Source organism: Citrobacter sp. Cb080 (assembly GCF_030334745.1).
GTDB lineage: Bacteria > Pseudomonadota > Gammaproteobacteria > Enterobacterales > Enterobacteriaceae > Citrobacter > Citrobacter braakii.
Window position 1 is genome coordinate 1 of the sequence record NZ_JAOWDG010000025.1, and the last position, 12,415, is coordinate 12,415.

The 12,415-nt window shown below is 53.7% G+C and carries 9 protein-coding genes; 3 read left to right on the forward strand and 6 right to left on the reverse strand.

Features of this window, described 5'->3' with window-relative positions; genetic code table 11:
• Positions 1–147: 147 nt before the first annotated feature.
• Positions 148–1,128 (reverse strand): IS5-like element ISKpn26 family transposase, encoded by a 981-nt coding sequence (locus OGV38_RS02515; protein WP_000019450.1) that lies wholly within the window; start codon positions 1,126–1,128, stop codon positions 148–150.
• 193 nt (positions 1,129–1,321) lie between these two features.
• On the opposite strand from OGV38_RS02515, the gene OGV38_RS02520 reads away from it, so the two are divergent.
• The gene (locus OGV38_RS02520; RefSeq protein WP_019077138.1) at positions 1,322–2,905 is read left to right on the forward strand and encodes a TerC family protein; all 1,584 of its coding nucleotides are present in this window, start codon (positions 1,322–1,324) and stop codon (positions 2,903–2,905) included.
• Between the two features lie 44 nt (positions 2,906–2,949).
• Here the strand turns inward: OGV38_RS02520 and asmA are convergent, their stop codons facing one another.
• From asmA to udk, 3 genes are all read right to left on the reverse strand, one after another.
• On the reverse strand, positions 2,950–4,800 hold the full coding sequence (gene asmA / locus OGV38_RS02525) for an outer membrane assembly protein AsmA (RefSeq protein ID WP_286472907.1): 1,851 nt from the start codon (positions 4,798–4,800) through the stop codon (positions 2,950–2,952).
• A gap of 25 nt (positions 4,801–4,825) precedes the next feature.
• Complete coding sequence (gene dcd / locus OGV38_RS02530; protein WP_016153598.1) at positions 4,826–5,407, reverse strand: dCTP deaminase; 582 nt, start codon at positions 5,405–5,407, stop codon at positions 4,826–4,828.
• 91 nt (positions 5,408–5,498) lie between these two features.
• A complete protein-coding gene (gene udk, locus OGV38_RS02535) occupies positions 5,499–6,140 on the reverse strand; it encodes a uridine kinase (RefSeq protein ID WP_003036776.1) in 642 nt (213 codons plus the stop codon).
• 315 nt (positions 6,141–6,455) lie between these two features.
• Here udk and OGV38_RS02540 point away from each other — a divergent pair, with 315 nt between their 5' ends.
• Positions 6,456–9,785 (forward strand): diguanylate cyclase, encoded by a 3,330-nt coding sequence (locus tag OGV38_RS02540; protein WP_155574507.1) that lies wholly within the window; start codon positions 6,456–6,458, stop codon positions 9,783–9,785.
• On the opposite strand, the gene alkA is transcribed toward OGV38_RS02540, so the two are convergent.
• Positions 9,753–10,622, reverse strand: coding sequence for a DNA-3-methyladenine glycosylase 2 (gene alkA / locus OGV38_RS02545; RefSeq protein ID WP_016156930.1), 870 nt, complete (start codon positions 10,620–10,622; stop codon positions 9,753–9,755). The genes OGV38_RS02540 and alkA overlap by 33 nt on opposite strands.
• A gap of 136 nt (positions 10,623–10,758) precedes the next feature.
• On the opposite strand from alkA, the gene yegD reads away from it, so the two are divergent.
• Positions 10,759–12,111, forward strand: a complete 1,353-nt coding sequence (yegD, locus tag OGV38_RS02550) for a molecular chaperone (protein WP_286472908.1) — start codon at positions 10,759–10,761, stop codon at positions 12,109–12,111.
• A gap of 99 nt (positions 12,112–12,210) precedes the next feature.
• On the opposite strand, the gene OGV38_RS02555 is transcribed toward yegD, so the two are convergent.
• Positions 12,211–12,270 (reverse strand): type I toxin-antitoxin system Ibs family toxin, encoded by a 60-nt coding sequence (locus OGV38_RS02555; protein WP_109017525.1) that lies wholly within the window; start codon positions 12,268–12,270, stop codon positions 12,211–12,213.
• Positions 12,271–12,415: the final 145 nt, after the last annotated feature.

The following is a 12,415-nucleotide window of genomic DNA, read 5'->3' on the forward strand; positions in this document are numbered from 1 at the left end:
GGAAGGTGCGAATAAGCAGGTCATTTCTTCCCAAGCTGACTCGCTGATTAAAATTTCGCGGATCTGGGCCGATTTTTTTCCCGCAAACACATCGAATCAGCCTATTTAGGCTATTTTTTCCACCATTTCTGGCGTTATTTCCGGTTTTTACTGAGATCTCTCCCACTGACGTATCATTTGGTCCACCCGAAACAGGTTGGCCAGGGTGAATAACATCGCCAGTTGGTTATCGTTTTTCAGCAGCCCCTTGTATCTGGCTTTCACGAAGCCGAACTGCCGCTTGATGATGCGAAACGGGTGCTCCACCCTGGCACGGATGCTGGCTTTCATGTATTCGATGTTGATGGCCGTTTTGTTCTTGCGCGGATGCTGCTTCAAGGTTTTTACCCTGCCGGGACGCTCGGCGATCAGCCAGTCCACATCCACCTCGGCCAGCTCCTCGCGCTGTGGCGCTCCTTGGTAGCCGGCATCGGCTGAGACAAATTGCTCCTCTCCATGAAGCAGATTACCCAGCTGATTGAGGTCATGCTCGTTGGCCGCGGTGGTGACCAGGCTGTGGGTCAGGCCACTCTTGGCATCGACACCAATGTGGGCCTTCATGCCAAAGTGCCACTGATTGCCTTTCTTGGTCTGATGCATCTCCGGATCGCGTTGCTGCTCTTTGTTCTTGGTAGAGCTGGGTGCCTCAATGATGGTGGCATCCACCAAAGTGCCTTGGGTCATCATGACGCCTGCTTCGGCCAGCCAGCGATTGATGGTCTTGAACAATTGACGGGCCAGTTGATGCTGCTCGAGCAGGTGGCGGAAATTCATGATGGTGGTGCGATCCGGCAGGGCGCTATCCAGGGATAATCGGGCAAACAGGCGCATGGAGGCGATTTCGTACAGGGCATCTTCCATGGCACCGTCGCTCAGGTTGTACCAATGCTGCATGCAGTGAATACGCAGCATGGTCTCCAGCGGATAGGGCCGTCGGCCATTGCCCGCCTTGGGATAAAACGGCTCGATGACAGCGGTCATATTCTGCCATGGCAGAATCTGCTCCATGCGGGAGAGGAAAATCTCTTTTCGGGTCTGACGGCGCTTAGTGCTGAATTCACTATCGGCGAAGGTGAGTTGATGGCTCATGATGTCCCTCTGGGATGCGCTCCGGATGAATATGATGATCTCATATCAGGAACTTGTTCGCACCTTCCCTAATATCCCGTACCTGGTTGTAATAGGCTACAGAGAAATCCCTCCTCGCCATTGCATTTTTCGCCAGTTTTACCCATGATCGAATTGTGACAATTGTCATACAACTATGGGTATAGCATTTACTATGGAATGGATTGCCGATCCGTCAATCTGGGCCGGACTCGTCACGCTAATCGTGATCGAACTTGTTCTTGGCATTGATAATCTTGTTTTTATTGCCATCCTCGCGGAGAAACTGCCTCCTGCCCAGCGGGATAAGGCGCGTATTACCGGGCTACTGCTGGCGATGGTCATGCGCCTGCTGCTGTTGGCATCAATATCATGGCTGGTAACGCTGACCACACCGCTGTTCAGCATTCGCGGCCTGAGCTTCAGCGCGCGCGATCTGATCATGCTGTTCGGCGGTTTCTTCCTGCTGTTTAAAGCCACCATGGAGCTAAACGAACGGCTGGAAGGCAAAGACAGCGAGAACCCGACCCAGCGTAAAGGCGCTAAGTTCTGGGGCGTCGTCGCGCAAATAGTCGTGCTGGACGCTATCTTCTCCCTGGATTCCGTCATTACCGCCGTAGGGATGGTCGATCACCTGGCAGTAATGATGGCTGCGGTGATTATTGCCATCAGCCTGATGGTGCTTGCCAGCAAGTCGCTGACGCGCTTTGTCAACAGCCATCCAACTATCGTCATTCTGTGCCTGAGCTTCTTGCTGATGATTGGTTTCAGTCTGGTCGCCGATGGGTTTGGTTTCCATATTCCGAAAGGTTACCTGTACGCCGCCATCGGTTTCTCGGTCATGATAGAAGCATTGAACCAGTTAGCTATCTTTAACCGCCGTCGCTTCCTGTCAGCCAACCATACCCTGCGCCAGCGCACCGCCGAGGCGGTAATGCGACTGCTGAGCGGGCAAAAAGAAGACGCCGAACTGGATGCCGAAACCGCGGCAATGCTGGCAGACCATCATGAAGGCCAAATTTTTGCCCCTCAGGAACGGCGGATGATTGAACGTGTACTGAACCTTAACCAGCGTACTGTCAGCAGCATCATGACCTCACGGCATGATATTGAACACATCGACCTCAATGCACCGGAAACAGAAATCCGCGCTTTGCTGGAAAAAAACCAGCATACGCGTCTGGTGGTCACCGGCGAAGATGAGCAGGAAGACCTGCTGGGCGTGGTGCATGTCATCGACCTGCTGCAGCAATCTCTTCGCGGCGAGCCGCTCGACTTACGCGTCTTGATTCGCCAGCCGTTGGTGTTCCCGGAAACTCTGCCGCTGCTTCCGGCGCTTGAGCAGTTCCGTAACGCCCGGACGCACTTCGCTTTTGTGGCGGATGAATTTGGGTCAGTTGAAGGGATTGTTACGCTCAGTGACGTGATGGAAACCATCGCCGGTAACCTGCCAAATGAGGTAGAGGAGATTGACGCCCGCCATGACATTCAGAAAAACGCGGATGGTTCATGGACCGCAAACGGACACATGCCGCTGGAAGATCTGGTGCAGTATGTGCCTATCCCGTTAGATGATAAGCGTGAATATCACACCATTGCCGGACTGTTAATGGAGTATTTGCAGCGCATCCCGAAAACCGGGGAGGAAGTTCAGGTCGGCGACTATCGACTAAAAACCCTGCAGGTGGAAAATCATCGCGTGCAAAAAGTCCAACTGATACCGCTGCACAGTGAAGAAGAGATGGATTACGAGGTGTAAATCACGAGCCGGAGGCGGCATCAACCGCCATCCGGCAATATGAATCAGAGTTTATCCAGCAACTTTTTAACATCTTTACCGTTGCGGGAGTCTTTATTGCGATCGGCCCAGTCGTTAAGGCGACGTTTCGCTTCATCCTGCAAATGCTTACGCAAAATCTGATCGACCTGCAGACTGTAGTTTAGCGCCTGCCACTGACCGTAGACTCTGAGAGGAACCGGGGTAGCCTTCAGGAAGTTAATCAGCTTACTTTCGCCATCCCAGCCGCCCAGCACGCGAATGTTAAACAGCGTGTCGCAATTCAGCTTCACCAGATCCAGCGTTCCCTTGCCGGTCAGCGCCAGCATCGCCGACTCACCCGCCATGTTATCCAGCGTAACCTCGCCGTTATCCAGCGTCATATCGGTTACAAAATGATCCAACCGGGTCACGTTATCCAGGTTTTGCTGAGCTTTAACATCCCCACCGCTACGTTCGACGGCCTGTTGTATCATCCGCTGGAAGTTCATTCCTTCCATTCGCGTATCGCTCATTTCGACATGGGCCTGCCCTTGCCAGCTATGACGAAACGCCTGGGCATCAATATCTGAGCCAGAGAAATCCCCTGCCAGTGACAGCTTACCGGTGAGGGCGATGGGGTAGTCGAAGGCTTTCAGGATAGTACCAATTTCTACGCCTTCCAGGCGCGGATGGAAGACCGCTCGCGGCTGTCCTTTTCTGGCATCCAGCATACCAGGAAGCGACACCAGCCCACCGTCACTTTTCCCCTGCAACTGCGTAACATTCAACAAGCCGAACTGGTTGTCAATTTTTGCCGAGACATTGTCAAACGCCATTTTCCGCCACAGCACTTTGTCAGCTTGCAAAGCGATGTCTGCCGAAAATCCCTTCAGTCCCTGATACGAAACGGCATCAACCTGGGAAGCAATGACGGGGCGCGCCAGCGTTGACTGACTCTGACCTTGCTGAACCTCACCGTTCGTCGTCACAGCCTCACGCTGTACGAGCAGATTGTCCAGATTGAGCTGACCAAACTTCAGGTCGACGGCCCATTCTGGTTTATCCAACAATGTCACATGAACTTGCCCGGCGAGAGAGCTGTCGTTAGCGGTCAAATGAATCTGGCTAAACGCGAGCTGTTTTTTCTCTTCCAGCCACTGTGCCTGAAACTGTCCCTGGCCTTTGATCCCCTGCGCCGGTAGATCGGCCCCCTGCAGTTGCCAGCTTAGCTGCTCAATATTCGCGGATAAGTTATGCGGATAGTCGGAGGCATCAACGCTGCCGTTGAAGGATAATGCGAGGTCACGCTGATCGCGGTTAACGCGCCCGGAGAAATCAAACGTGCCGCGGTGCTGGTTATCCTGTTCCATGTCCAGACGAATATCGCGAACCGTGACCTGTTCATCGTCTTCATGCTGGAATACCAGAACGCTATCGGCAACACGCAGGCGGGCAATATCAAACGACCATCCTCTGTCTTCAGCCAGGTCGGGCAACGTATTGTCTTTTGGGGCAACGGGCGCATCTTCGCCGCGCACCGCTTCAGTTTGCGGGGTCAGTTGAATCACCGCGCCTTTGAGCATCACCTGCTTCACACTGAGCTGGTGACTCAACAGCGGCCACAACGCGACGTCAAGACGCATATTGTCGGCACGAATCAGGGGTTCGCTGGCGCCTTCAGCCGTTAACACCATGCGCCCCGAGAGGATGCTCAGCTGAGGCCATACGTGCCAACGCAGCGGGCCATCCAACTGCAGCTGATATCCGCTACGCGCAGCAACCTGCTTGACCATATATGCGCGGAAATCATTCGGATTAACCAACAGTACTAACGCAGAAAAACCGGCCACCAGCACGACCAGTAGGATCATCAGCGTCGTCAGAAATCGTCTCATGCTATCCCCAATGGACTGAAAATACTCAGTCTTTATCGATCCGGCTGGCAACGGCGCCCTGCTGATCGCGATACTTTGCATCCTGACGACGGTTGTAAGGTCGCGCCGCCGGACCGGAAAGCGGTTCGAAGCTTAATGCGCCAATCGGCATGCCAGGACGCAGGGCCAGCGGTAGTTTTCCGGAGTTGTAAAACTCCAGTACGATGCAGCCAGACCAGCCCGGATCGATACGGTGTGCGGTGACGTGTACCATCAGTCCCAGACGCGCCAGCGAAGAACGGCCATCTAACCAACCCACAAGATCGGAAGGCAGCGTCACGGATTCGAACGTCACTGCCAGCGCCAGTTCGCCCGGATGCAGGAAAAATGCCTCGCCGTCTTTGAGGACGATTTCATCACTCATCACGCGATCCAGCGCGGCGCTGACTTCATCTTTCGGTCCGCTCAGATCGATATACGCCGCCGTATGCCCGCGGAACGTACGGAATTTGTTGCCAAGGCGCACATCTACCGTGGCGCCGTTGATTCGCTCGACAGGAGGGCGTGGATTGATCGACAGACGACCTTGATCCAACCAGGCTTCAATATCTCGGTCACATAAACGCATGGCACTTTCTCCTTTCGTGCTTCAACCCCTTAATGCCAGGTGCATTAAGGGTGAACCAGGTTATCACTGAACGGTACACAATTCGCTGAACTTATTCAAAGAACTGACTGATTTTAGCCTTCAGAATATCGATGGCGATGCGGTTTTTACCCCCGCGCGGCACAATAATGTCGGCGTACTGTTTTGAAGGCTCAATAAATTGCAGGAACATTGGACGGACGGTTTTCTGGTATTGCGCCATCACTGAATCCATTGAACGACCACGTTCGTTCACATCGCGCTTGATACGGCGCATCAGGCAAATATCCAGCGGGGTATCAACAAAAATAGAGAAGTTCATCTCATCACGCAAACGCGCATCCGTCAGCAGCAAAATGCCTTCCAGGATGATGACTTTCTTGGGTTCGATATGAATAGTGTCTTGCGTGCGCGTGTGCTCAACGTAGCTGTACACCGGCAGCTCAATGGCACTACCGCGTTTCAGCGTTTGCAGATGTTGGAACAGCAGGCTGTGATCCATCGCGTTCGGATGGTCGTAGTTGGTTTTTACACGCTCTTCCATCGATAGATGGCTTTGATCTTTGTAATAGCTGTCTTCGGGAATAACGCCAATATGTTCGTCACCGACTTGTTCACGCAATTCGCGATAAAGAGTACTGGCAATAAGACTCTTGCCGGAAGCCGATGCGCCGGCAATGCCGATAATGACGCACTGATGGGACTGATCAGTCATAAATTTAGCGACCTGATTAACCTGGATGTTAGGAAGGGCGGCGCCGAAACGCCAAACGCGGCAATTATAGGGATTTCAGCGGCGCGACGCCAGCCCAGGCTGCACCAATGCCTTCCCTGTCGCAAATTAAAACGGTCATATTTAAAGCATGCGCTACATTTATTCGCCAGCCTTAGTAATTAATAGCTTGAGAGTGTTAATTTATGAGCAGCTGGCGTATAAATTGTAAATTATTTGTACTAGCATAAACCCAGATTAAATGTGATGCGTCCGGCATCTCTACTGGGCGACAACGGCTATTTGGGTAGAGTGGTAATGAGTAAACAATCCCAACATGTTTTAGTTACCTTACCTCATCCTCTACTGCGCCTGGCCAGTTTAGGTCTGGTGGCTTTCATCTTTACGCTGTTCTCGCTGGAACTGTCTCGTTTCGGGGCGCAGCTGGCGCCGCTGTGGTTTCCGACCTCAATCATGATGGTGGCTTTTTACCGTCATGCGGGAAAAATGTGGCCGGGGATCGCGCTGGCGTGCTCATTGGGTAACATCGCGGGTTCTTTGCTCTTCTTCCCCGGCGAGTCGCTTAGCTTTACCTACACGGCCATCAACATTATTGAGGCTGTCGTGGGGGCAATGTTATTGCGCAAACTGCTGCCCTGGTACAATCCTTTACAAAATCTCAACGACTGGGCGCGCCTGGCATTCGGCAGCGCAGTGGTCCCTCCGCTGCTGGGCGGCGTATTACTCTGGTTATTATTACCGCAAGAAACGTCGTTAAATACCTTCCTCATTTGGGTGCTGTCAGAATCCATCGGCGCGCTGGCGCTGGTACCATTAGGTTTACTGTTTAAGCCACATTATCTGCTGCGCCACCGCAATCCGCGATTACTGCTTGAAACCCTGATTACGCTTCTGGTGACGTTAACGTTCAGTTGGCTGTCGATGATGTTCATTCCATGGCCGTTTACCTGCGTTATTGTCCTGTTGATGTGGAGCGCTGTCCGTCTGCCGCGTATGGAGGCGTTTTTAATTTTCCTCAGCACCGTGATGATGGTTTCGCTGATGTTGGCCGCTGACCCTTCGCTGCTCTACACCCCCAAACAGAACATGATGACCAGCATACCGTGGCTGCCGTTTTTGATGATCCTGTTGCCAGCCAATATGATGACCATGGTGATGTACGCGTTTCGGGCTGAACGCAAGCACATCTCAGAAAGCGAAGCGCGCTTTCGCAATGCTATGGAGTATTCCGCAATTGGCATGGCGCTGGTCGGGACCGAGGGGCAATGGCTACAGGCCAATAAAGCCTTGTGCCAGTTTCTGGGCTATAGCCAGGAGGAGCTACGTTCGCTCACCTTCCAGCAATTAACCTGGCCGGAAGATTTGAACAATGACCTCGAACAGTTAAACATGCTGGCGCGCGGGGAAATTAACAGCTATTCCATGGAGAAGCGCTATTACACGCGCGCAGGCGAGGTGGTATGGGCCTTGCTGGCCGTTTCGCTGGTGCGCCATAGCGACACCACCCCACTCTACTTTATTGCGCAGATTGAGGACATTAACGATCTGAAGCACACCGAGTGGATGAACAAACGGCTGATGGAGCGCATTACGCTCGCTAATGAAGCCGGGGGGATCGGCATTTGGGAATGGGAACTGCAGCCTGATGTGATCAGCTGGGATAAGCGTATGTTCGATCTCTACGAAGTCCCGGCACATATCAAGCCCAGCTGGCAAGTCTGGTATGAATGCGTTGTGCCTGAAGATCGCGAACACGCCGAAAATGTGATTCGCGATTCGCTGGCCGCACGAGCCCCGTTTAAGCTTGAGTTTCGTATCGCGGTAAAAGGTGGCATACGGCATATCCGCTCATTGGCCAACCGAGTATTGAATAAAGACGGTGAAGTTGAACGCTTACTTGGCATCAATATGGATATGACCGAGGTGAAGCAGCTCAACGAAGCGCTGTTCCAAGAAAAAGAGCGTTTGCATATTACGCTGGACTCCATCGGCGAGGCGGTGATTTGTATTGATGTCGACATGAATGTGACCTTTATGAATCCGGTCGCTGAGAAAATGAGCGGCTGGCAGCAGGAAAACGCAATTGGCATTCCGCTCCTGACAGTACTGCGTATTACTTTCGGCGATAACGGTCCGCTGATGGAAAATATCTACAGTGCCGACATGTCACGTAAGGCAATGGAGCAGGAAGTCGTCCTGCATTGTCGCAACGGCAACAGTTATGACATTCAGTACAGCATCACGCCCCTCAGCACCCTTGATGGCGGCAGCATTGGCTCGGTGCTGGTCATTCAGGATGTCACCGAGTCACGTAAGATGCTGCGCCAGCTTAGCTACAGCGCTTCGCATGACGACCTGACGCAGTTGGCCAATCGGGTCAGCTTCGAAAACCATCTCAAACAGTTGCTGCATACGGTGCACGACGCGCACCAGAGTCATGTGCTGGTTTTTATCGATCTTGATCGTTTTAAAGCGGTGAACGATAGCGCAGGTCATGCCGCAGGCGATGCCCTGCTGCGCGAACTCTCTTCACTGATGCTAAGCATGCTGCGGTCCAGCGATATGCTGGCGCGCCTTGGCGGCGACGAGTTTGGTCTGTTGCTGCCGGATTGTAATATCGAAAGCGCCCGCTTCATCTCAGGTCGCATCATCAGTGCTATTAACGATTACCACTTCATGTGGGATGGCCGCTTGCACCGCATTGGCGCCAGTGCGGGAATTACGCTGATTGATGACAAAAACCATATCGCGACTGACGTCATGTCTCAGGCGGATATCGCCTGCTACGCGGCGAAAAACAGCGGACGTGGGCGTGTCTGCGTCTATGAACCCCAGCAAAGCCAGGCGCATGCCGCGCGTAGCCAACTGTCATTGGACGAACAAAAGCATACCATTACGCACAGCCCGATGCTGATGATCGCCAGAGGCGTGGCTTCTCCACGTATACCTGAGACGTTTAGCTTCTGGCTTATATCGCTACGCTTAGGGACCGCTGAAGGCGAAGTGATTGAAGAGCAGACATTCCGTACCGGGCTGGTCGATCCCACATTGAATCAAGCGCTCGACCGTCGGGTATTCAGCGAATTCTTCCAGAATGCGGCCCCAGCAGTCGCCAGCAAGGGCCTCAGTGTTGCGCTCCCTCTTTCCGCCGCCGGGCTGCTCAATTCAGAACTTGTTGATGAGCTGCTGGAACAATTGCAACATAGTCCGTTACCGCCGCGGCTGCTGCACCTGACCGTTCCGGCCAGCGTCATCAAAACGAATCCAACGCAGGCGATATCCGCCCTGCATCGGCTACGTCAGTTCGGTTGTCGAATTGTGTTAAGTCAGGTCGGTCGTGATTTAGAGCTTTTTGACAATCTGAAATACCGCATTGTCGATTACCTGTTGCTTGACAGCGAGCTAAGCGCCAGCGCTCACGGAGACCTGATTGACGAGATGTGGGTGTCCATTATCCAGGGCCATGCCCAGCGTCTGGACATTAAAAGCATCGCCGGTCCGGTGCAGTTGCCGCTTATCATGGATGCGCTTTCTGGCATCGGTATTGACATGATTTATGGCGACATTATTGCCAACGCCCAACCGTTGGATCTGCTACTGAATACCAGTAATTTCGCCATCAACTGACGGTTGCCAGCCATCCGTGTACCAGATATGCAAGAGTGCATAGGAGCGCCAGGGTTTCCAACGCTCTGCATACCGCCGGATCTGGGCTGGCGTCATGCCGGGAAAACGCTGTTTAATCAGATAATCATCCGGCAGAAAAACATCCTTCGCCTGCCAACCACGCAGCGCAAAATAGTTGGCGGTCCAGCGCCCTATTCCGGGAAACGTTTGTAGTTGCTTAACGCCTTGCTCAATATCGTCAGGCGCTTCTGTCGCAAGCGTTCCTTCAAGCGTTGCACGCGCCAGGTGAATCAACGCTTCAGCGCGTTTGAGCGGCATCCCTAACGCTTTCAGGTGCAACGGTTCGGCGTCAGCAAGCGCTTCAGGCGTGGGAAAACAAACATACCCTGGCGCATCCTCCAGCGTGTCGCCATAAGCATGGGCGACTTTCGCTGTCAGTTTTGCCGCCATAGCCACGCTGACTAACTGCCCTAAAATCGCCCGTACCCCTTGCTCAAAAGCATCGACACATCCCGGCAGGCGCAGTCCCGGACGCGCCGCACCAAGGCTTCCCAGCGCGCTGACAATTTGCTGCGGGCAGCAGGTAAGATCAAACAAACGGGTTATTTTCGCCAGGCACTCGGGGGCGGCGGGTTGTAATCCCGAACTTAACGTCACGTGTAGCACATTGGCGTGCAAATCCGGTACGACGCGCACCAGCCCCCGATGCTCCCCTACGGACAGGCTTCTGGTATAACTCAGTTCCTCCACCGTTTCGACACCGTCAACCGCACGGGCGGCAAGAAATCCCAGCATCCAGGGCCAGTCATAAGGCGGTTGCCAGCTCAGCGTGAACATTCAGTTTTCCTTTTTATGCAAACCTACAGCATAAACGGTATTCAATCGATGTGCCTTGCTTTCATATTCCAGTTGTCGGAGCGTCAACATTTCGTTAAAGTCACGCCCCTTCTTCACTGGCATGAGGATTTTTACGGTGTTTATTGGTTTTGACTACGGTACGGCAAACTGTTCAGTGGCCGTTATGCGTGACGGGCAGCCTCACCTGCTCAAAATGGAAAATAACAGCACGCTTCTGCCTTCAATGCTGTGCGCGCCAACGCGCGAAGCGGTCAGCGAGTGGCTGTATCGCCATCACGACATCCCAACCACGGACGACGAAACGCAGGCGCTGCTTCGCCGCGCGATGCGCTATAACCGCGAAGAAGACATCGACGTTAACGCCAACAGCGTGCAGTTCGGTCTGGCATCGCTGGGTCAATATATTGAAGACCCGGAAGAGGTGTACTTCGTTAAATCGCCAAAATCATTTTTGGGTGCCAGCGGTCTGAAGCCGCAGCAGGTTGCGCTGTTTGAAGATCTGGTCTGCGCGATGATGCTGCACATACGCAACCAGTCACAAAATCAGTTGCCGGAAGCCATCACCCAGGCCGTTATTGGTCGTCCCATCAACTTCCAGGGGTTAGGGGGCGATGACGCCAACGCTCAGGCGCAGGGTATTCTTGAACGTGCGGCTAAACGCGCCGGTTTTCAGGATGTCGTCTTCCAGTACGAGCCGGTAGCGGCTGGTCTGGATTACGAAGCCACGCTGCAGGAAGAAAAACGCGTGCTGGTGGTGGATATTGGCGGGGGTACAACCGACTGTTCACTGCTGCTGATGGGGCCGCAATGGCATCAGCGCGCCGATCGCGAAAACAGCCTGCTGGGGCACAGCGGCTGCCTCGTTGGCGGGAACGATCTGGATATTGCGCTGGCGTTTAAACATCTGATGCCGCTGCTCGGTATGGGGGGAGAAACGGAAAAAGGGATCGCCTTACCTATTCTGCCCTGGTGGAACGCGGTCGCGATCAACGATGTTCCCGCGCAAAGTGACTTCTACAGTAGCGCCAACGGTCGCTTGCTCAACGATCTTGTCCGTGACGCGAAAGAAGCCGATAAAGTCGCCCTACTGCTTAAAGTCTGGCGCGAGCGTCTGAGCTATCGCCTGGTGCGCAGCGCAGAAGAGAGCAAAATCGCGCTTTCCGATCAGACCATTGTGACGGCGGCGATACCGTTTATCAGCAACACGCTGGCAACCGATATCAGTCAACACGGGCTGGAAGCTGCGCTCAATCAGCCCCTGGCGCGCATTCTGGAGCAGGTTCAACTGGCGCTTGAAAACGCGCAGGAAAAACCGGACGTGATTTACCTAACCGGCGGTAGCGCGCGTTCGCCGCTGATTAAAAAAGCCCTCGCCCAGCAACTTCCCGGGATTCCGATCGCGGGGGGCGATGATTTCGGTTCCGTTACTGCCGGACTGGCCCGCTGGGCTGACGTTGTTTTCCGCTAAGCGGCTCGCATGCTGAAAAGTACGTGTATTGACATCACCATTGCTGTGGCTTATTTTCAGGAGTGAGGGTTAGGGAGGGCTTCCCCTCCCCCTGGTGTCTTAGTAAGCCGGTAAGCTAATCACTAAGAGTATCACCAGTATGATGACCTGCTTCATCATAACCCTTTCCTTATTTTGGCCCCTTCCTCGGGAGGGGCTTTCCCGTTCCAGCGTCCCGCTGAAATCTCTGGCTTTCCTCCTTTTTGCCTTGTCAGCACTCTAACGCACAATCACGTATTCGCTATCTTCACCACCGATTGTTGCG

What these genes read in the sequence shown, in the direction of transcription:
- OGV38_RS02515 (WP_000019450.1), bottom strand. Translation starts at nt 1,128, where the DNA reads ATGAGCCATCAACTCACCTTCGCCGATAGTGAATTCAGCACTAAGCGC.
- alkA (WP_016156930.1), bottom strand. Translation starts at nt 10,622, where the DNA reads ATGTTCACGCTGAGCTGGCAACCGCCTTATGACTGGCCCTGGATGCTG.
- OGV38_RS02520 (WP_019077138.1), top strand. Translation starts at nt 1,322, where the DNA reads ATGGAATGGATTGCCGATCCGTCAATCTGGGCCGGACTCGTCACGCTA.
- udk (WP_003036776.1), bottom strand. Translation starts at nt 6,140, where the DNA reads ATGACTGATCAGTCCCATCAGTGCGTCATTATCGGCATTGCCGGCGCA.
- dcd (WP_016153598.1), bottom strand. Translation starts at nt 5,407, where the DNA reads ATGCGTTTATGTGACCGAGATATTGAAGCCTGGTTGGATCAAGGTCGT.
- asmA (WP_286472907.1), bottom strand. Translation starts at nt 4,800, where the DNA reads ATGAGACGATTTCTGACGACGCTGATGATCCTACTGGTCGTGCTGGTG.
- OGV38_RS02540 (WP_155574507.1), top strand. Translation starts at nt 6,456, where the DNA reads ATGAGTAAACAATCCCAACATGTTTTAGTTACCTTACCTCATCCTCTA.